This is a genomic window from Ancylobacter koreensis (assembly GCF_023016525.1).
Lineage (GTDB): Bacteria > Pseudomonadota > Alphaproteobacteria > Rhizobiales > Xanthobacteraceae > Ancylobacter > Ancylobacter koreensis.
Map to the genome: position 1 here is coordinate 481,687 of NZ_JALKCG010000002.1, position 19,489 is coordinate 501,175.

The 19,489-nt window shown below is 69.9% G+C and carries 14 protein-coding genes; 5 read left to right on the forward strand and 9 right to left on the reverse strand.

All coding sequences use genetic code 11. From position 1 onward, the window contains the following. The first annotated feature begins 169 nt into the window (after positions 1 to 169). The gene (locus tag MWN33_RS09335) at positions 170 to 931 is read left to right on the forward strand and encodes an RluA family pseudouridine synthase (protein WP_247200209.1); all 762 of its coding nucleotides are present in this window, start codon (positions 170 to 172) and stop codon (positions 929 to 931) included. Here MWN33_RS09335 and MWN33_RS09340 read toward each other — a convergent pair. Further along, on the reverse strand, positions 906 to 1,877 hold the full coding sequence (locus MWN33_RS09340; protein WP_247200210.1) for a glucokinase: 972 nt from the start codon (positions 1,875 to 1,877) through the stop codon (positions 906 to 908). The genes MWN33_RS09335 and MWN33_RS09340 overlap by 26 nt on opposite strands. 158 nt (positions 1,878 to 2,035) lie before the next feature. On the opposite strand from MWN33_RS09340, the gene rsmB reads away from it, so the two are divergent. The 3 genes from rsmB to purH all read left to right on the forward strand — a co-directional run bounded on the left by rsmB (position 2,036) and on the right by purH (position 6,961). After that, complete coding sequence (gene rsmB, locus MWN33_RS09345) at positions 2,036 to 3,385, forward strand: 16S rRNA (cytosine(967)-C(5))-methyltransferase RsmB (RefSeq protein WP_247200211.1); 1,350 nt, start codon at positions 2,036 to 2,038, stop codon at positions 3,383 to 3,385. 150 nt (positions 3,386 to 3,535) lie between these two features. Beyond that, positions 3,536 to 5,254 carry a heparinase II/III family protein gene (locus tag MWN33_RS09350; protein WP_247200212.1) on the forward strand — a complete coding sequence of 573 codons (1,719 nt, stop codon included), beginning with the start codon at positions 3,536 to 3,538 and terminating at the stop codon, positions 5,252 to 5,254. 96 nt (positions 5,255 to 5,350) lie between these two features. Then, a complete protein-coding gene (gene purH, locus MWN33_RS09355) occupies positions 5,351 to 6,961 on the forward strand; it encodes a bifunctional phosphoribosylaminoimidazolecarboxamide formyltransferase/IMP cyclohydrolase (protein WP_247200213.1) in 1,611 nt (536 codons plus the stop codon). Positions 6,962 to 7,076: 115 nt separating this feature from the next. Here purH and MWN33_RS09360 read toward each other — a convergent pair whose 3' ends face one another. Beyond that, positions 7,077 to 7,775, reverse strand: coding sequence for an OmpW/AlkL family protein (locus MWN33_RS09360; RefSeq protein WP_247200214.1), 699 nt, complete (start codon positions 7,773 to 7,775; stop codon positions 7,077 to 7,079). A 239-nt stretch (positions 7,776 to 8,014) separates the two neighbouring features. On the opposite strand from MWN33_RS09360, the gene MWN33_RS09365 reads away from it, so the two are divergent. After that, positions 8,015 to 12,871 (forward strand): NAD-glutamate dehydrogenase, encoded by a 4,857-nt coding sequence (locus tag MWN33_RS09365; RefSeq protein ID WP_247200215.1) that lies wholly within the window; start codon positions 8,015 to 8,017, stop codon positions 12,869 to 12,871. 41 nt (positions 12,872 to 12,912) lie between these two features. Here the strand turns inward: MWN33_RS09365 and MWN33_RS09370 are convergent, their stop codons facing one another. The 7 genes from MWN33_RS09370 to tsaD form a co-directional block, all read right to left on the reverse strand. Then, positions 12,913 to 13,356: a hypothetical protein gene (locus MWN33_RS09370; RefSeq protein WP_247200216.1), complete on the reverse strand. Its 444-nt coding sequence runs from the start codon at positions 13,354 to 13,356 to the stop codon at positions 12,913 to 12,915. A 153-nt stretch (positions 13,357 to 13,509) separates the two neighbouring features. Then, positions 13,510 to 14,022, reverse strand: coding sequence for a c-type cytochrome, methanol metabolism-related (locus MWN33_RS09375; RefSeq protein ID WP_247200217.1), 513 nt, complete (start codon positions 14,020 to 14,022; stop codon positions 13,510 to 13,512). A 126-nt stretch (positions 14,023 to 14,148) separates the two neighbouring features. Continuing rightward, positions 14,149 to 16,107, reverse strand: coding sequence for an acetate--CoA ligase (gene acs / locus MWN33_RS09380; protein WP_247200218.1), 1,959 nt, complete (start codon positions 16,105 to 16,107; stop codon positions 14,149 to 14,151). 167 nt (positions 16,108 to 16,274) lie between these two features. Continuing rightward, a complete protein-coding gene (locus MWN33_RS09385) occupies positions 16,275 to 16,934 on the reverse strand; it encodes a class I SAM-dependent methyltransferase (protein WP_425531983.1) in 660 nt (219 codons plus the stop codon). Further along, the gene (locus MWN33_RS09390; protein WP_247200220.1) at positions 16,931 to 17,350 is read right to left on the reverse strand and encodes an EVE domain-containing protein; all 420 of its coding nucleotides are present in this window, start codon (positions 17,348 to 17,350) and stop codon (positions 16,931 to 16,933) included. Before MWN33_RS09390 ends, MWN33_RS09385 begins: the two co-directional genes overlap by 4 nt. Position 17,351: 1 nt before the next feature. Further along, positions 17,352 to 18,341: an NAD(P)H-dependent glycerol-3-phosphate dehydrogenase gene (locus MWN33_RS09395; RefSeq protein ID WP_247200221.1), complete on the reverse strand. Its 990-nt coding sequence runs from the start codon at positions 18,339 to 18,341 to the stop codon at positions 17,352 to 17,354. After that, positions 18,341 to 19,432: a tRNA (adenosine(37)-N6)-threonylcarbamoyltransferase complex transferase subunit TsaD gene (gene tsaD, locus MWN33_RS09400; protein WP_247200222.1), complete on the reverse strand. Its 1,092-nt coding sequence runs from the start codon at positions 19,430 to 19,432 to the stop codon at positions 18,341 to 18,343. The genes MWN33_RS09395 and tsaD overlap by 1 nt, the downstream gene beginning before the upstream one ends. Between the last annotated feature and the right edge of the window lie 57 nt (positions 19,433 to 19,489).

Consider the following 19,489-nt stretch of genomic DNA (forward strand, 5'->3'; position numbering starts at 1 on the left):
GGGTGTCAACTGTCATCCCGGATGGCCGGCACGGCCGATCCGGGATCGCGCCCGGAATGGAGAGCGATCCCGGCTCTGCGCTTCGCTCCGGCCGGGATGACAAGGCGGATGGCGGCCTCTTTCGCGCTCACCCTCGACCTTGCCGCCGCTTTATGCTGTGACGGCGGGCATGGACGCTTCTCCCGCCGCCCCCGCCCCCTTCGACATCGCCGCGCGCGTGCTGCACCGCGACGGCATGATGCTCATCATCGACAAGCCGGCGGGCCTTGCCGTGCACAAGGGGCCGAAGGGCGGCGAGACGCTGGCGGACCATCTCGACGCGCTGCGCTTCGGCCTGCCGGCGGCGCCGGAGCTGGCGCACCGGCTCGACAAGGACACGTCCGGCTGCCTCGTGCTCGGCCGCCATCGCAAGGCGCTCGCCGATCTCGGCCGGGCCTTCGCCGACGGCACGGTCGGCAAGACCTATATCGCGGTGGTGCGCGGCGTGCCGGGCGCGGCGCGCGGGCGCATCGAGCTGAAGCTGTCCAAGCGCTCGCCGACGCGCGGCTGGTGGATGGCGGTCGATCCGCGCGGGCAGGAGGCGATCAGCGAGTGGGAGAAGATCGCCGAGGGCGAGGGCTTCGCCGTGCTGGCGCTCTCCCCGCTCACCGGGCGTACGCATCAGCTCCGCGTGCATCTCGACGCCATCGGCCATCCCATCCTCGGCGACAGCATCTATGGCGGCGCCTCGCGCCTGCCGGGCGGGCCGATCCTGCACCTGCATTCGCGCCGGGTGACGATTCCGCAGAAAAAGGGGCACGCGCCGGTCGATGCGCGCGCACCGCTGCCCCCGCACATGCGCGCCACGCTGGAGCGTGCCGGGCTCGACCCGGCGGCGCTGGAGGCGCGGGCGGACGCCGCGATCTTCACACCACGTGCAGGTTCGGCCTGAGGGTTTTGGCCATCCGCCCGCCGAGCTGGCCGCAGCCGATCAGGCCGGGCGTGGCGTGCATGATGATGTGAACCGGTGTCTCGATCAGCCGCGGCTGGTGCGGCGGGTGCTCCTCGAAGGCCTCGCGGAACGGCGAACCGTTGAAGAACGGCGCCAGCCCGGCCGAGACGCCGCCGCCGAGAAAGACGCCGCCGCGCGCGTTGAAGATCAGCGCGAGGTCGCCGGCGATGCGGCCGAACAGGCGCAGGAACATGTCGCAGCTCGCCCGCGCCGCGCTTTCCCCGCGCGTCGCGGCGGCGATCACGTCCTCGGGCGAGAGCGCCGTGCCGGAGAGGATCGTGTGGATGCGCCCGAGCCCCGAGCCGGAGAGCGCGTGCTCGACCACAACGGGGCCGGTCTCTTCCTGCATGTGGGCGACGACGCGCGCCTCTTCCGCCGTGGTGGCGCCGAGGCGCGCGCGCCCGCCCTCGCCGGTGACGACGAGGCGCTGGCGCCCGGCGCTGATCAGCCCCGCCACGCCGAAGCCCGTGCCCGGCCCGCAGATGAGGAGCGGCGCCCCCGGCATCGCCGTGCCGCCGCCGACCGCGACGAGATCGGGCGCGCCGAGCGCCGGCACGCCATGGGCCAGCGCCTCGAAATCGTTCACAGCGGCGAATTTCTGCCAGCCGAAATGCCGGCGCATGTCGCGCTTGGAGAAGGACCAGTCGCGGTTGGTGAGCTTGACCACCTCGCCATCGGCCGGTCCCGCAACGGCGAGCACCGCGCCGCCCACCGTGGCGCGCGCGGCGTCCCCGCGCTGGTCGAGATCGGCCGCGATCATCTCCTTGAAGCCGGCGAAATCATTGTTGCGGTGGATCTGGATGTCGCGCGGGGCGCCGTCGGTGCCGACGAGCGCGAGGCGGGAGGAGGTTCCGCCGATATCGGCGATGAGAATGAGATGCGGCATGATCCAGTCGCTGCGGGCAAGGGGCAATAGGAGGGCGGCGAAGCACCCGATAGCAGCCGATCCGCCCCGCTTCCACAAGTCCCGCGCGGCCGTTTCGGTTCGATGCCCCGCGCGGCTGGCTGTTGCCTTCGCCCTCCGGCGGGCCTATCGGCTTGGCGATGAACGATGCACCCGACGCCTCCCGCCGCCCGTCCCGCGCCCCTCGTCCCAGCGCCGAGGCGCCCGGCCTCGCCGTCCGCCGTGCCGCCGCCGATGCGGTGGACGCGGTGCTGGAGAAGGGCCAGCCGCTGGAGGAAAGCCTCGACCGGCTGACGCGCGATTTGGAGGATCGCGACCGGGCGCTGGCGCGGATGATCGCGGCGACCACGCTGCGGAAATTCGGAAGCCTGAAGGCGCTGCTGCGCACGCTGCTGGAGCGCGGGGTGCCGGCCAAGGCGAGCCGGGTCGAGACGCTGCTCGCCATCGGCGCCGCGCAGATCCTGTTCATGGACGTGCCCGACCATGCGGCGGTGGGCACCAGCGTGGCGCTGGCCGGCGAGAGCCCGGCGACTGCGGGCTTCAAGGGCCTCGTCAACGCCGTGCTGCGCCGCATCGCCCGCGAGGGAAGAGCGATCCTGCCGGACGCGGCGGACCAGCCGAACTGGATGGTCGAGGGCTGGGCGGGCGCCTATGGCGGGGAGGCGGCGCAGGCGATTTCAAAGGCGCTGGCCGCCGAAGCGCCGCTCGACCTGACGGTGAAGTCCGAACCGGAGAATTGGGCGGAGCGGCTTGGCGGAAGGCTGCTGCCGACCGGCTCGATCCGCGTGCTGGACGCCGGCAATGTCACCGCACTGGCCGGCTTCCCGGAGGGCGCCTGGTGGGTGCAGGACGCGGCGGCCGCGCTGCCGGCGCGGCTTCTGCACCCGGCTCCGGGAATGCACATCGCCGATCTGTGCGCCGCTCCCGGCGGCAAGACCGCCCAGCTCGCGGCGGCCGGCGCGCAGGTGACGGCGCTCGACCGCTCCGCCCCGCGCCTCAAGCGGCTGCGGCAGAATCTCGAACGGCTCGGCCTCACGGCGGAGATCGTCGAGGCGGACGCGGCGCGCTGGAAGGGCGGGCCGTTCGACGGCGTGCTGATCGACGCGCCCTGCTCGGCCACCGGCACCATACGCCGCCACCCCGACGTCGCCTGGACCAAGGGGCCGGCCGACATAGCGAGCCTCGCCGGTCTCCAATCCCGCATCCTCGACAACGCCGCCTCGCTGGTGAAGCCGGGCGGCGTGCTGGTCTATTCCACCTGCTCGCTGGAGCCGGAGGAGGGCGAGCGGCAGATCGCCGAACTGTTGGCGCGCCGTTCCGACCTCGTGCGCGATCCCGTCGTGCCGGGCGAGGCGGGCATCGCGGCGGAATGGATCAACGCGGCCGGCGAGGTGCGCACGCTGCCGACCCACATGCCGGTCGGTGAGGGCGAGGACCCGCGCCTCGGCGGGCTCGACGGCTTCTTCGCCGCCCGCCTGCGCCGTCGCTGAACCCTTGCCGCGTATGGGTTTTCACGAGACGAGCCGTGGGCGCTGCCGCACGGAATCCGGGGCGCGGGTGGACGTGCCGGCCCGCTCGGCTAAGATTCGCCGCCGGGGGATCGGGTGATTCCCGGCGGCTTCGGGAGCATTAAGGCGCTGATGGCCCGCGACATCTTTGCGGACCGCGCCCGTCTGGCGCTGTTCGCAACCGAGTTCGGCTGGAGCAGCCTCGTGGCGCGCGCCATGGCGCACCCGTGGTTTCCCTGGCGCGCTGCCGCCGTGCCGGTCCCCTCGCGCCTGCTCTTCGCGCCGCACGACCTGCGCACCGGTGATCCCGCGCGGGCCGGCGAATTCTATGCCGGGCGCTATTCCTTCGCCGGCAAGCTGGTGCTCACCGACGGCGCCTCGCCCTTCGACATGGAGCCGCCCTCGCCGGAATGGGCGCGCGAGCTGTTCGCCTTCGGGTGGCTGCGCCACCTGCAGGCCGCCGCCTCTCCCATCGCCCGTGCCCATGCCCGCGCGCTGGTGAGCGACTGGATCGGCATGCGCGGCCACCGTCTGCCCTTCGCCTCGACGCCGGAGGTGGCGGCGCGGCGTGTGATGAGCTGGCTCACCCAGTCGCCGCTCATCCTGCAGGACGCCGATCCCGGTTTCCACCGCCGCTTCATCCGCAGCCTCACCGCGCAGGTGCGCTACCTCAAGAGCGTGGGACCGAACGCGCCGGACGGCCGGCCGCGCCTCGCCTGCGCGCTGGCGCTCGGCTTCGCCGGCCTGTGCATGGCCGACCAGACCCGGCTGATGCGCTCGGCGCAGAAGCGGCTGATCGAGGAACTGGACCGGCAGGTGCTGGGCGATGGCGGCCATGCCGGGCGCAATCCGGGCACGCTGATCGAACTGCTGCTCGACCTGCTGCCGCTGCGCCAGTGCTACGAGGCGCGCCACGTGCCGCCGCCCCCGGCGCTGCTCAACGCGCTGGACCGGATGATGCCCATGCTGCGCTTCTTCCGGCACGCGGACGGCGCCTTCGCCCTTTTCAACGGCATGGGGCCGACCCCGGCCGACGGGCTCGCCACCGTGCTCGCCTATGATGACGCGCGCGGGCGTCCGGTCTCCAACGCCCCCTATTCGGGCTACCAGCGTCTGGAGGCTGGCGGCACGGTGGTGATCGCCGATACCGGCCGCCCGCCGCCGATCTCGCTGAGCCTCGACGCGCATGCCGGCTGCCTGTCCTTCGAGCTTTCCGCCGGCCGGCACCGGCTGGTGGTGAATTGCGGCCTGCCCGCCACCGGCCGCGAGGAATGGCGCCCGGCGGCGCGGCAGACGGCGGCGCATTCGACCGCCGTGGTGGAGGACACCTCGTCCTGCCGCTTCGTCACCATCGGCGCGCTGACGCGACTGTGCGGTACGCCGGTGCTCGGCGGGCCGAGCGAACTGCATGTGGACCGCGGCCCGCATGGCGGCTCCGACGTGCTGCGCGCCAGCCATGACGGCTATGCCGGCCGCTTCGGCGTCGTCCACCAGCGCTCCTGGCGGCTGTCGCCGGACGGCATGCGGCTCGATGGCGAGGACCTGTTCCGCGTCGCGCAGGGCGAGGAATTCCCCACCGACCAGCCGGGTCGCTACGCCATCCGCTTCCACCTGCACCCTGCCGTCGAGCCCTCGCGCGCCTCCGACGGGCAGACGGTGATCCTCAAGCTTCCCGACGGCGACGACTGGGCCTTTACCGCGCCGGAGGCGAGCGTGACCATCGAGGAGAGCATCTTCCTCGCCGGCGGCGGCGGACCGCGCCGTACCGAACAGCTCGTCATCTCCGGCGTCGCCCGGCAGACACCGCGCGTGGAATGGACCTTCGTTCGGCTGGCGGCACTGCGCGCCTGAGGCGGCGCAGCCCTGCCGTGCCCGCGCACCGGTTCACGCCGGGGCCGGATCGTGATAGGGCGGCGCGCATTCCCCGCCGCAACCATTGGTCCCGCCATGCCCGCCGATATCCGCCCCATTGCCCGTGCCCTGCTTTCGGTCTCCGACAAGACCGGCCTCGTGGCGTTCGCCGAGCGGCTCGCCGCGAAGGGCGTCGAGCTGGTCTCCACCGGCGGCACCCGCAAGGCGCTCGCCGAGGCCGGGCTGAAGGTGCTGGACGTCTCCGACCTCACCGGCTTTCCCGAGATGATGGACGGCCGGGTGAAGACGCTGCACCCCTCGGTGCATGGCGGCATCCTCGCCATTCGCGACGACGCCGGCCACCGCGCCTCGATGGAGGCGCATTCCATCGTGCCGATCGATCTCGTGGTGGTGAATCTCTATCCCTTCGAGGCGACGGTGGCGCGCGGCGCCGGCTATGACGACTGCGTGGAGAACATCGACATCGGCGGCCCGGCGATGATCCGCGCGGCGGCCAAGAACCACGCCGACGTCGCCGTGGTGGTCGATCCCTCGGGCTACGAGACGGTGCTGGCCGAGCTGGAAGCGAAGGGCGGCACGAGCTTCGCCACCCGCCGCAAGCTGGCCCAGCTCGCCTATGCCCGCACCGCCACCTATGACGGCGCCATTGCGAGCTGGTTCGCCGAAGTCGAGGCGCGCGAGGCTGAGTCTGCGGCGGACGCCGCCCCCGCCAGCCGGGTGTTCGGCGGGAAGCTCGCCGAGGCGCTGCGCTATGGCGAGAACCCGCACCAGGGCGCGGCCTTCTATGTCGGCGGCGCGGCGCGGCCGGGCGTCGCCACGGCCCGCCAGCTTCAGGGCAAGGCGCTTTCCTACAACAACCTCAACGACACCGACGCCGCCTTCGAAGCGGTGGCCGAGTTCGACCCCGCCCGTGCGCCGGCGGTGGTCATCGTCAAGCACGCCAATCCCTGCGGCGTGGCCGAGGGCGCGACCCTCGTCGAGGCCTACCGCAAGGCGCTGGCCTGCGACCCGACCTCCGCCTTCGGCGGCATCGTGGCGCTCAACCGCACGCTGGACGCGGAGGCGGCGCGCGCCATCGTCGATATCTTCACCGAGGTGATCGTGGCGCCGGACGCCACGCCCGAGGCCGCCGCCATCGTCGGCGCCAAGAAGAACCTGCGCCTGCTCGTCACCGGCGCGCTGCCCGACCCGAAGGGCGCCGGTCTGGCGGTGAAGTCGCTGGCCGGGGGCTATCTCGTGCAGTCGCGCGACAATGCCGTGGTCGACGACATGGAGCTGAAGGTGGTGACGAAGCGCGCGCCGACCAATGCCGAGCTCGCCGACCTCGCCTTCGCCTTCCGGGTCGTGAAGCATGTGAAGTCGAACGCCATCGTCTATGCGAAGGACCTTGCGACGGTGGGCATCGGCGCCGGCCAGATGAGCCGGGTGGATTCGGCGCGCATCGCCGCCCACAAGGCGCGCGACGCGGCCGAGGCGGCCGGGCTGGCCGAGCCGCTGACGCGCGGCAGTGTGGTGGCGTCCGACGCCTTCTTCCCCTTCGCGGACGGGCTCGTCACCGCCATCGAGGCGGGCGCGACGGCGGTGATCCAGCCGGGCGGCTCGATCCGCGACAATGAGGTTATCGCGGCGGCGGATGCGGCGGGCATCGCCATGGTGTTCACCGGCGTGCGCCATTTCCGCCACTGAGCGGGGTGCGCGAAGGCACTGAAGGGCGGACATGAAAAAGGGCCGGCTCGCGCCGACCCTTCGCCTGCGCTCTCCGGCTCCCCCCAGAGCCGTCGGGCGCATTGCCGCTGCCGTCTCAGAAGCGGTAGGTGACGCCGACGCCGACCAGCCACGGGTTGAGATTGGCCTTGCCCGAGAGCGTGTCGCCGTCCACCGTGACGTTGAAATCCGGCTCCAGGAAGAGCTTCTTCACGTCGACGTTGAAGCCCCAGTGCTCGTCGAACATGTAGTCGAAGCCGGCCTGCAGCGCCCAGCCGAACGTGTCCTTCACGTCGATCGAGTCGGCCGAATAGGCCTTCTGGTCGTAGAAGAAGGTGTAATTGATGCCCGCGCCGACATAGGGCTTGAACGCGCCGAAATCGGTGAAGTGGTATTGCAGGGTCAGGGTCGGGGGCAGCGCCCACACCTCGGCGATCTTGTTGAGGCTGCCGATGGTGCCCTTGCCGTTGATGTCGTGCGGGGTCACGCCGAGGATGAGTTCGGCCGCCCAGTTCTTCGTGAAATAATAGGTGATGTCGAGCTCGGGCACGATCGAGGTCGAGTATTCCAGCCCTGAGCCGGGGATGGCGTAAACCGAGCCGCTGTCCTCCGGAATGACCGCAAGCGCGCGCAGGCGGATCTGCCACGGGCTCTGCTCGACCACCGGCGCCGGCGCCTTGAAGACCGGCGACGAAACGTCGGCCGCCAGGGCGGGCGCCGCGAAAAGGCCCGCCGCGGCGGCGAGGAGGGTGCCCAGCACCGAAAGTTTATTTAAGGTTAATGCGTATCCAGGCATCCCCGAACCCCTTGAATTCCCGGCCCCGGGAAGCGGGGCGCGGCGCCATTGGTGCGCTGCGGGAGAGAGGCCGAGGTTGATCGAGATCAAGAGACGGATAGTCTCCGGCCTCTGTGACCGCTAAGCAACAGAGGGGGATACCGGAGGATTAGCGGTTCCAGCACGTACGGTTTGGTGGTGAGATAAACACGGACGTTACCGGCTGAAGCAGTGCCGCAGACGCCCATCAGGGGGACGACATGGGGGTCGAAGGGTTCTTTGCCAGCGAGGATGAGCGCATCGCGCGCCAGCTCGTTGAGCAGGCGGACCTTATCTTGCAGGCAACCGACGGCGATGCGCCGGCGCGGTTCGCCAGCCGTTTGTTCGGGCGTGCGGTTGCCGAGGATGTGCGCGTCTACACGCCGCACGAACTCGCCAGCCTCGCGCGGCTTGCCTATGCGCATCTGAAATTCCGCCGGCGCGACAATTTCGACATCCGTATCGAGCAGCCGCAGACCCAGGAGGGCGGGGAGCGCCTCGGGCGCGTCTCGATCATCCAGATCGTCAACGACGACATGCCGTTCCTGCTCGATTCCGTCATGGCGGCGCTCAACGCGCAGGGCGTGACGGCGAGCTTCGTGGTGCACCCCATCCTCGCCGTCGACCGTGACAATAACGGGCAGGTGACGTCGATTGCGGTCAGCGAGGCGCCCTCGGGCGGCCGGCTGCGGCGCGAGAGCCTGATCCACATCCACATCCCGCGCATCGAGGACGAGGCCCGCCGCAACGCGCTCGTCGACGACCTGACGGCGGTGCTGAACCAGGTACGCCTCGCGGTGAACGCCTGGCAGCCCATGATGGCGCAGGTGCGCGCGGCGGTGACCAACCTGACGCTGGCCCCCTCCATGGTGCCGCGCGAGGAGCGCGAGGAGGCGGTTGCCTTCCTCGAATGGCTGCTCGCCGGCCGCTTTACCTTCCTCGGCTGCCGGCAATATCAGGCGACCGGGGCGTCGTCCGGCGGCGCCCGCCCGGTGCAGTTCGAACGGCGGATGGAGGACGCGCTCGGCCTGCTCGCCGACGAGGATTTCCGGCTGTTCCGCCGCAACGGCGATTCCCGCAGCGTGAGCGCGGATCTGGGCGAGGCGCTGGCCGAGCCGAGCCCGCTCATCGTCACCAAGTCGCGCACCGTCTCCACCGTGCACCGGCGCGCCTGGATCGATGTGGTGCTGGTGAAGCGCTACGATTCGCAGGGCCGGGTGGTCGGCGGCCTGTGCATCGCCGGCCTGTTCACCGCGACTGCCTATACGAGCTCGGTGCGTACCATTCCGCTGCTGCGCCGCAAGGCGTCGAGCGTGCTCTCGCGCGCCGGCTTCGCGCCGGAAAGCCATTCCGGCCGCGCGCTGGTGAAGGTGCTGGAGACCTATCCGCGCGACGACCTGTTCCAGATCGACGCCAACTCGCTGTTCCAGTTCGCGCTCGCCATCCTCCAGCTCGACGAGCACCCGCGCGTGCGCCTGCTGGCGCTGAACGAGCGCTTCGACCGCTTCGTCTCCGTGCTCGTCTTCGTGCCGCGCGACCGTTACGGCTCCGAGGTGCGCGAGAAGATCGGCAACCTGCTGGCGGCGAGCTTCGGCGGCCAGATCGCCGCCTTCCGCCCGCTCTTCATGGATGGGCCGCTCACCCGCGTGCACTTCATCATCGAGCGCGGGCCGGGCGAGGTGCCGACGGTGAGCCGCGCCAGCCTCGAAGGCGCCATCACCGACATCATCCGCACCTGGGGTGACGGCGTCTCGGAGGCGCTGGCCGCTTCCTTCCCCGCCGCGCGCATCGGCGAGCTGACCGGGCGCTACGCCAACGCCTTTCCGGCCGGCTACCAGTCGAGCTACCCGCCCGAGGAGACGATCGAGGACATCAAGCTGATCGAGGGGCTCGGCGATTCCGCCCCGGTCGCCGCCGCCTTCCGGCCCTCGCCGCTGCGCGAGCGCGACCGCGTGTCGCTCAAGGTGCTGAGCCTCAAGGTGCCGCGCCTGCTCTCCGAGCGCGTGCCGATGCTGGAGGCGATGGGCTTCGTCGTCATCGACGAGCGCACCTTCACGGTGAAGCCGGCCGGGAGCCCGCCGGTCTATGCGCACGACATGCTGCTCTCGCGCCGGGGCGGCGGGGCGATCCCGGTCGACAAGCTGCAGGGCTGGCTGCACGGCACGCTGATGGCGGTGCTGCGCGGGGGCGAGAGCGACGGCTTCAACGGGCTGGCGCTCACCGCCCAGCTCGGCTGGCGCGACATCGCGCTGCTGCGCACGCTCGGCCGCTATCTCCGGCAGGCGGGCATTCCCTTCAGCCAGGACTACCTCTGGCAGACGCTGAACGCGCATCCCGCCATCGTGCAGAAGCTGGTGGCGCTGTTCCACGCCCGCTTCGATCCCGACCAGCCGGACCGCCGGGCCGAGCGGCAGGCGGCGATCCGCAGCGAGATCGAGACCGCGCTGATCGAGGTCGCCAGCCTCGACGAGGACCGCATCCTGCGCCGCTTCGCCAATCTGATCGAGGCGGCGGTGCGCACCAATTTCTACCAGCGCTCGGCCGACGGTACGCCGCGTCCCGCCATCGCCATCAAGTTCCTCAGCCGCGAGGTGGAGGGGCTGCCGCTGCCGCGCCCCCACTTCGAGATCTTCGTCCATTCGCCGCGCGTCGAGGGCGTGCATCTGCGCTTCGGCCGTGTGGCGCGTGGCGGTTTGCGCTGGTCGGACCGGCCGCAGGACTTCCGCACCGAGGTGCTGGGGCTGGTGAAGGCCCAGCAGGTGAAGAACGCGGTGATCGTGCCGGTGGGCGCCAAGGGCGGATTCGTGCCGAGCCAGCTGCCCTCCGGGCCGCGCGAGGCGATCCAGGCCGAGGGGGTGGACGCCTACAAGCTGTTCATCGGCAGCCTGCTCGACGTCACCGACGACATCGAGAACGGCGAGACGGTGCATCCGCCGCGCACCGTGCGCCACGACGAGGACGACCCCTATCTCGTCGTTGCCGCCGACAAGGGCACGGCGACCTTCTCCGACATCGCCAATACGCTCTCCCAGCTGCGCGGCTACTGGCTGGGTGATGCCTTCGCCTCCGGCGGCTCGGTCGGCTATGACCACAAGGCGATGGGCATCACCGCGCGCGGCGCCTGGGAGGCGGTGCGCCGGCATTTTCGCGAGCTGGACACCGACATCCGCGCCACGCCTTTCACCGTGGTGGGCGTGGGCGACATGTCGGGCGACGTGTTCGGCAACGGCATGATCCTGGAGAAGACGATCCGGCTCGTCGCCGCCTTCGACCATCGCGACATCTTCCTCGATCCCAATCCCGACCCTGAAACGTCCTTCCGCGAGCGGCGGCGGCTGTTCGCGCTGCCGCGCTCGAGCTGGCAGGACTACGACAAGTCGCTGATTTCGGCGGGCGGCGGCGTATTTCCGCGCGCGGCCAAGAGCATTCCGCTCTCCTTCGCCATGCGCGAGGCGCTCGGCTTCGACAAGAGTTCCGCCTCGCCGGCCGAGGTGATCAGCGCCATCCTGCGCGCGCCGGTCGACCTTCTGTGGTTCGGCGGCATCGGTACCTATGTGCGCGCCGCCGGCGAGAGCGATGCGCAGGTCGGCGACCGCGCCAATGACGCGGTGCGCGTGACCGGCGGCGAATTGCGGGCGCGGGTGGTGGGCGAGGGCGCCAATCTCGGCGTCACACAGCGCGGGCGCATCGAGGCGGCGCGGCGCGGCGTGCGGCTCAACACCGATGCCATCGACAATTCGGCCGGCGTGAACACCTCGGACATCGAGGTGAACATCAAGATCGCGCTCGGCCCGGCACTGCGCGAGGGCCGGCTCGACGCGCAGGGGCGCGCCCAGCTCCTCGCCTCGATGACCGGCGACGTCGCCCAGCTCGTGCTCCGTAATAACTACCTGCAGACGCTGGCGCTCTCGCTGGCCGAGCGGCGCGGCATCGAGGATTTCGGCTTCCAGCAGCGCCTCGTCCAGCGGCTGGAGGCGCGCGGCCTGCTCGACCGGGCGGTCGAGTTCCTGCCCTCCGACGCCGAGTTCGCCGACCGGCGGGGACGCCGCGAGGGGCTGACGCGCCCGGAGCTGGCGGTGCTGCTCGCCTATGCCAAGCTGACCGCCCATGCCGACCTGCTGGATGGCGAGGTGCCGGACGATCCCTATCTCGCCCGCGAACTCGCCGCCTATTTCCCCTCCGAGCTGCGCGAGCGGTTCCCGGACGGCATCGAGCATCACCGGCTGCGCCGCGAGATCGTCGCCACCCGCCTGTCCAACGCCATGATCAACCATGGCGGCCCGACCTTCGTCACCCGCCTCGCCGACGAGACCGGCGCCGATATCGGCTCCATCGCCAAGGCCTTCGCCGTGGTGCGCGACGGCTTCGGCCTTGCCGCGCTCAATGCCGAAGTCGACGCGCTGGACGGGCAGGTGCACGGCGGCGTGCAGCTCGACCTCTACGGCGTCGTGCAGGACATGCTGATCGACCGCAGCATCTGGTTCCTGCGCAATGTCGACCTCTCCGGCAGCCTCGACGAGCTGGTCGCCCACTACACCGCCGGCATCGCGCCGGTGGAGAAGGTACTCACCGGCCCGGTGCGCGAGCTTCTGCCCGAGGAGACCCGCACCCTGCACGATGCCCGCGTGATGCAGTGGACGCAGGCTGGCGTGCCCGAGCCGCTGGCGCGCCGCATCGCCCGCCTGCCGGCGGTGGAGAGCGCCACCGACATCGTGCTCATCGCCGAGCGCACCAAATCCTCGCTGGCGGACGTCGCCGTCACCTTCTTCGCGGTGGCGGTGCTGTTCCGGCTCGACCGCATCCTCGGCCCGGCGCGGGCGCTGGCCGTGACCGACCATTACGACCGGCTCGCGCTGGAGCGGGCGCTGACCTCCTTCGAGACGGCCGTGCGCCGGCTGACCGCCGAGGTGATCGCCGAGCACGGCGCGGGGGTCGCCGGCGTCTCCGCCTGGACGCGGGCGCGCGGCGACATCGTGGAGCGCGCGCGCGGCGGCATCTACGAGATCGCCGCTTCCGGGCTCAGCGTCTCCAAGCTGTCGGTGGCGGCGAGCCTGCTCGGCGACCTCGTGCGCGGCTGACGGGACTCCTTTCGCTCGCCGTATAAAAAGGGTGGGGATCGCTAATCCAAATCTTCAAGCGTCACCGTTCGGCTGCGCAAAGCGTCCAGATCTTTCCATTCAGACGAGCCGGGCGTCAGTATTTTCCAATATTTCCAACCATTTAGATTGGTTGCCTTTCCGCTCTTCGTCTTCGCTATGGCACTTATTGCGGCTGATGGAGAAGAAAATTTCGAGCCGTTTAAACTCCATTCCCCATCTATGATTGATCCTTCATATTCTTTATTGTTATATATCGTCTTGAATATGGTGCCATGCGGAAGCGAAATTTCATTATTTTTCCATGGCCTTAGAGATTTTGTATTATTTTTCAATTTTAAATCGTCGCTATCAATGTTCAATAACCTTCGCAATATATCGTTTGGTGTTTCAGAAAAAGATAGTTTTGCAGCGACTATCGCTTTGTAGACGTCGATATCAATTTTAATGCTCTCATATCGTGCCATTGCTCAATCATCTCTTTGGATGAGTAATTTGAGTAAATTGAGATTATGTCAAAAAAGTGTCTGTCGTCGCGCCCGGGCGATGACCCAGATGACGCGATTCAGCGACCCGCGTGGTCCAAGCAGCGATGATCGGGGGGGGGCGACGCCGAACCCTCACCCCATGCAGGCATCTTCGGTCTTGCTGTAGCCGGCCGGTTTCGGCTCGTTCTTCTGCGGCTGGCCGCGGCCGAGCGCGCCGTCCGAGCGGGCGCGCAGATAGACGAAGATGGCGTCGATGTAGCACATCACGTTGGGATTGCTGCCGAGCGCCGGCATCACGAGGTCCTGGCTGGCGCTCACGTTCTTCTTGCCGTTGGTGACGGTGTCGAGGAACTGGCTGTAGCTCAGCGTCTGCAGCGCATCGACCAGCGAGGGGCCGAAGCTGGAGCCCAGCCCGTCCGGGCCGTGGCACTGCATGCAGTTGGCGGTGTAGCGGATGTAACCGACCGAGGTGTACCAGTCGACCGTGCCGTCCGGCTCGATCTTGAAGGTGGGGTTGCCATCCTTGTCGGCGTACTCGCCGTCAGACACGCTGGCGACGGCGGGGTCGCCCGTTCCGTCCGCCCCGGCGGGCGCGGCCGAGACGAGGAAAAGGGCGGCCATGGCCGCCCAGGTCTTTATCCGCATGCGATCCTCCCATGCGCCCCGATTATCGTTGTGGCGTCGTGAAGGATGGGGCGGCGGAGTATGGTCATGCCACGGGAAGGGACGGTCAAGCCGCCCGTTCCCGCGGGCCGATGATGTGTCGGTGGCTCAGGCCGCCGCGTGCTTCTTGTTCTGGCGGTGCGAGATCAGGTCCTCGACCACGGTCGGGTCGGCCAGCGTCGAGGTGTCGCCGAGATTGCCGAACTCGTCCTCGGCGATCTTGCGCAGGATGCGGCGCATGATCTTGCCCGAGCGCGTCTTGGGCAGGCCGGGGGCGAACTGGATGAGGTCCGGCGAGGCGATGGGGCCGATCTCCTGCCGCACCCAGACGACGAGCTCCTTGCGCAGCTCCTCGCTCGGCTCGATGCCCGACATGAGCGTGACATAGGCGTAGATGCCCTGGCCCTTGATGTCGTGGGGATAGCCCACTACGGCGGCTTCGGAGACCTTGGGATGGGCGACGAGGGCGCTCTCCACCTCGGCGGTGCCCATGCGGTGGCCGGAGACGTTGATCACGTCGTCGACGCGGCCGGTGATCCAGTAATAGCCGTCCGCGTCGCGCCGGCAGCCGTCGCCGGTGAAGTACTTGCCGGGATAGGTGGCGAAATAGGTCTGCATGAAGCGCTCATGGTCGCCATAGACCGTGCGCATCTGGCCGGGCCAGCTGTCGGCGATCACGAGATTGCCCTCGCAGGCGCCTTCCAGGACGTTGCCCTCGGCGTCCACCACCTGCGGGATGACGCCGAAGAAGGGCGTCGTCGCCGAACCGGGCTTGAGCCGGGTGGCGCCGGGCAGCGGGGTGATGAGGATGCCGCCGGTCTCGGTCTGCCACCAGGTGTCGACGATGGGGCAGCGCTCGTCGCCGACCACGCGGTGATACCACTCCCAGGCCTCCGGGTTGATCGGCTCGCCGACCGAGCCGAGCAGGCGCAGGGACGCGCGCGAGGTCTTCTTCACCGGCGCGTCGCCGCCCTGCATCAGCGCGCGGATGGCGGTGGGCGCGGTGTAGAAGATGTTCACCTGATGCTTGTCGATCACCTCCCAGAAGCGGGAGTTGCTGGGGTAGTTGGGCACGCCCTCGAACATCAGCGTGGTGGCGCCGTTGGCGAGCGGGCCGTAGACGATGTAGCTGTGCCCGGTCACCCAGCCGATATCGGCGGTGCACCAGTAGACGTCGCCGTCGTGGTAGTCGAACACGTACTGGTGGGTCATCGAGGCGTAGACGAGATAGCCGCCCGTGGTGTGCAGCACGCCCTTGGGCAGGCCGGTCGAGCCCGAGGTGTAGAGGATGAACAGCGGGTCCTCGGCGCCCACGGGTATGGCCGGGCACTCGCTGGTCACGAGGTCGGCGGCCTCGTGGTACCAGACGTCGCGGCCGGGCTCCATGTTCACCGTGCCGCCGGTGCGGCGTACCACGATCACATGGTCGACCTCGACGTCGGCGGCCTTGGCGATGGCGGCGTCGACATTGGCCTTCAGCGGCACCTTGCGCCCGCCGCGCAGGCCTTCGTCGGCGGTGATGACGACCTTGGAGCCGCAGTCGCGGATGCGCCCGGCGAGGCTGTCGGGCGAGAAGCCGCCGAACACCACGGAATGCACGGCACCGAGGCGCGCGCAGGCGAGCATGGCATAGGCCGCCTCCGGGATCATCGGCATGTAGATGGTGACGCGGTCGCCTTTCTCGACGTTGCGGTTGCGCAGCACGTTGGCGAAGCGGCACACTTCGTCGTGCAGCTCGCGATAGGTGATCTTGCGGCTCTCCTCCGGGTTGTCGCCTTCCCAGATGATCGCCACCTGGTCTCCGCGCGTCGGCAGGTGCCGGTCGATGCAGTTCCACGCGACGTTGGTCACGCCGTCCTCGAACCATTTGATCGAGACATTGCCGGGGGCGTAAGAGGTGTTCTTGACGATGGTGTAGGGCTCGAACCACTCGATCCGCTTGCCCTCGTCGGCCCAGAAGCCCTCGGGGTCGCGCACCGACGCCTCGTACTTGGCGCGGTAGCCGCGCTCGTCGAGGAAAGCGCGCTTGGCCCAGTCGCCGGGCACGTCGTAAATCTTGTCGGACATGGCGTTTCTTCCCCTTTGGGCAGGCGCTGACGCGCCTCTCTTGCTGCCCCGGATTATGGGGAGCGGGTTCCGACTGGACAAGCCGGAGGGGCGCTGGACTTTGGTCGGTATGTAGTTGCGCGGACGGGAGCCGGCGTCCGGCGGCGGTATCGCGAGCCTCGTGCCCCTTAGCAGCGTGGACGCCAGACGCTGGTGCGCTTGATCTCGGCGTCCTCCAGCTCGCGCGAGACCGGCACGCCGTATTCGGCGATTTTTTCGAGCCTCTCACGCGGCAGGTAGGAGCGGCCGGGATCGCCGATCCATACAGCGGCGCCGCGGGCCGAAAGCGCCTCCAGCCAGCCGAAGACGCGGGCGGCGAGGTCGTGCTCATAGGCGATGTCGCCGGCGAGGATCACCTCCCAGCCGAAGTCCGTACCGACGACGTCGGCCGCGAGCACCTCGACCGGCGCGCCGTTCTCCCATGCGTTAAGGGCGATGGCCGCATGGGCGAAGGGGTCGATGTCGGCGCAGGCGACCGCCGCCGCACCGGCCTTCATGGCGGCGATGCCGACAAGGCCGGAGCCGGCGGCGAAATCCAGCACGCGCCGCCCGCGCACCGTCTCGGGGTGGTCCAGAACATAGCGCGCCAGCGCCTGCCCGCCGGCCCAGGCGAAGGCCCAGAAGGGCGGCGGCAGGCCGATCTCGCCCAGCTCCTCCTCGGTGCGCTGCCAGATCGGCAGCGATTCGGCGGCGAGGTGGAGGCGAATCTCGGGAACCAGCGGCGGTGCCAGAAGATGCGTCTCGGCGCGGATGAAGGCGGCGGGATCAGCGAGGGGCCGCCGCGTCACCGCGTGCCGCCGGCCATGTCGAGCACGATCTCCCATTCCGCGTCGGTGACGGGTTGCACGGAGAGGCGGGAATATTTCAGTAGCGCCATCTCGGCGAGGCGCGGCTCCGCTTTCACGGCGGCCAGCGTCACCGGGTTCTTCAGCGTGGCGACCGCCTTGAGGTCGACCATGACGAACTTGCCCGAGGGGTCGGACGGGTCTGGATAGGCCTCGCGGATCACCTCGACGATGCCGACGATCTCCTTGCCCTCGTTGGAATGATAGAAGAAGCCGTGCTCGCCGGTCTTCATGGCGAGAAGCTGCTGCTTGGCGAGGTGGTTGCGCACGCCGTCCCAATGGGTGCCCTTGGCGCCGGCGGCGAGCTGCATCTCCCACGACCATTTGAACGGTTCGGACTTGTAGAGCCAGTGGGCCATCTCACGCTTCCGCTTTCTGGGGACGGGCCAGCAGCGACCCGATCGCCTGTTCGATATCGCTGCGCCCGGCCAGCACCGCCTCGACCGCGCGGGCGATGGGCATGTCGACACCGCGCGCGTCGGCCATCGCGACGAGAGCGCTCGCCGTCAGCGCCCCCTCGGCCAGCCTTCCGCTGGGGTGCAGCCCGCCGGCGCGGCCGAGATCGAGCCCGAGCGCGTAGTTGCGCGACTGCGCCGTCGAGCAGGTGAGGATGAGGTCGCCGAGGCCGGAAAGGCCGGTGAGCGTCTCGGCGCGGGCGCCATAGGCCTTGCCGAAGCGCATCAGCTCGGCGAAGCCCCGCGCGATCAGCGCCGCTCCCGCGCTCGCGCCGAGCCCGCGCCCGCCGACGATGCCGGCGGCGATGGCGAGCACGTTCTTGGCCGCGCCGCCGATCTCGACGCCGCGCACGTCGTCGGAATGGTAGAGCCGGAACGAGCCCGAGCCGAGCGCCGCCGCCAGCCCCTCGGCGAGATCGAGGTCGCGCGCGGCGAGGGTGACGGCGGTCGGCAGGCCGGCGGCGACATCCGCCGCGAAGCTGGGGCCGGAGAGGATGGCGGGCGTCGCCTCGGGGCACGCCTCGGCCAGCACCTGCGTCATGAACAGCGAGGTGCCGCGCTCGATGCCCTTGGCGCAGGTGACGAGCGGGATGCCGGCGGAGAGGTGCGGGGCGAGTTCGCCCGCCACCGCGCGGCTCGCCTGCGCGGGCACCACCATGAGCACGGCGTCAACGCCGGCGAGGTCGGCGAGGCGCGCCGTCGGCGTCACCGCGGGCGCGAGCTCGACGCCGGGCAAATGCAGGCGGTTTTCGCGCGAGCGCGCCATCGCCGCGATGGCCTCGGCGTCGCGGCCCCAGAGCACCACCTCCCGCCCCGCGCGGGCGCTCGCATTGGCGAGCGCGGTGCCCCAGGCGCCGGCGCCGACCACGCCGATAGAAGCGAAACCTGCGGGCATCAGCCGGCCGCGCCCGGCAGCGGGGCGCCCGGCGCGGAGGAATTGGCGCCCTCGACTTCGCCGAGCGGCCACCGCGCGCGCGGCGCCGTGCCGAGATCGTCGGTCAGCCCGCGCGCCAGCCGCTCGGCACCGGCCCAGGCGATCATCGCGCCATTGTCGGTGCACAGTTCCGGCGGCGGCACGGCGAGGCGCGTGCCGGCATCGGCCGCCACCTTGTGCAGCACCCGGCGCACCGCCTGGTTGGCGCCGACGCCGCCGGCGAGCACCAGCGCGTTCGGCTTGAGGCCCTTCTGCAGCATCAGCCGCAGCGCGCAGCGCGTCCGGTCGGCGAGGATGTCGACGATGGCGGCCTGGAAGGAGGCGCACAGATCGTTCACGTCCTCGTCCGACAGCGGGGCGATCTTCAGCGCTTCCTGCCGCACGGCGGTCTTCAGGCCGGAGAGCGAGAAATCCGGCACCGGCTTGCCGTGCAGCGGGCGAGGCAGGGCGAAGCGCGAGGCATCGCCCTTCAGCGCCGCGCGCTCCACCTCCGGGCCGCCGGGATAGGGCAGGCCGAGCATCTTCGCCGTCTTGTCGAAGGCCTCGCCGATGGCGTCGTCGATGGTGCCGCCGAGCTTGGTGTACTCGCCGATGCCGGTGACGGCCACGAGCTGGGTGTGCCCGCCCGAGACCAGCAGCAGCAGGAAGGGGAAGGGCACCTTGTCGGTGAGCCGCGCGGTGAGCGCGTGCGCTTCCAGATGGTTGACCGCGATCAGCGGCTTGTTCGCCGCCAGCGCCAGCGCCTTGGCCGTGGTGAGCCCGACGATGACGCCGCCGATCAGCCCCGGCCCGGCGGCGGCGGCGATGCCGTCGACCTGCGCCAGCGTGATGCCGGCCGAGCGCAGCGCCAGCGCGATCAGATGGTCGAGGATCTCCACATGGGCGCGGGAGGCGATCTCGGGCACCACGCCGCCATATTCGGCATGCGCCTCGGTCTGCGAGCGCACGACGTTGGACAGGATGGTGCCCGAGCCGTCGCCGCGCCGGCGCACGATGGCGGCGGCGGTCTCGTCGCAGGTGGTCTCGATCCCGAGGAGGAGAAGATCGCTCATTGACTTTATATGGTTGGACAGTGATCTGAACCGGCATCGAACCGCTAGCACCGCAGG

Coding starts and splice junctions, on each gene's coding strand:
- MWN33_RS09375 (WP_247200217.1), bottom strand. CDS start 14,022: ATGCGGATAAAGACCTGGGCGGCCATGGCCGCCCTTTTCCTCGTCTCG.
- tsaD (WP_247200222.1), bottom strand. CDS start 19,432: ATGAGCGATCTTCTCCTCCTCGGGATCGAGACCACCTGCGACGAGACC.
- MWN33_RS09350 (WP_247200212.1), top strand. CDS start 3,536: ATGGCCCGCGACATCTTTGCGGACCGCGCCCGTCTGGCGCTGTTCGCA.
- MWN33_RS09335 (WP_247200209.1), top strand. CDS start 170: ATGGACGCTTCTCCCGCCGCCCCCGCCCCCTTCGACATCGCCGCGCGC.
- MWN33_RS09340 (WP_247200210.1), bottom strand. CDS start 1,877: ATGCCGCATCTCATTCTCATCGCCGATATCGGCGGAACCTCCTCCCGC.
- MWN33_RS09370 (WP_247200216.1), bottom strand. CDS start 13,356: ATGGCACGATATGAGAGCATTAAAATTGATATCGACGTCTACAAAGCG.
- MWN33_RS09395 (WP_247200221.1), bottom strand. CDS start 18,341: ATGCCCGCAGGTTTCGCTTCTATCGGCGTGGTCGGCGCCGGCGCCTGG.
- MWN33_RS09365 (WP_247200215.1), top strand. CDS start 8,015: ATGGGGGTCGAAGGGTTCTTTGCCAGCGAGGATGAGCGCATCGCGCGC.
- rsmB (WP_247200211.1), top strand. CDS start 2,036: ATGAACGATGCACCCGACGCCTCCCGCCGCCCGTCCCGCGCCCCTCGT.
- MWN33_RS09360 (WP_247200214.1), bottom strand. CDS start 7,775: ATGCCTGGATACGCATTAACCTTAAATAAACTTTCGGTGCTGGGCACC.
- MWN33_RS09390 (WP_247200220.1), bottom strand. CDS start 17,350: ATGGCCCACTGGCTCTACAAGTCCGAACCGTTCAAATGGTCGTGGGAG.
- acs (WP_247200218.1), bottom strand. CDS start 16,107: ATGTCCGACAAGATTTACGACGTGCCCGGCGACTGGGCCAAGCGCGCT.
- purH (WP_247200213.1), top strand. CDS start 5,351: ATGCCCGCCGATATCCGCCCCATTGCCCGTGCCCTGCTTTCGGTCTCC.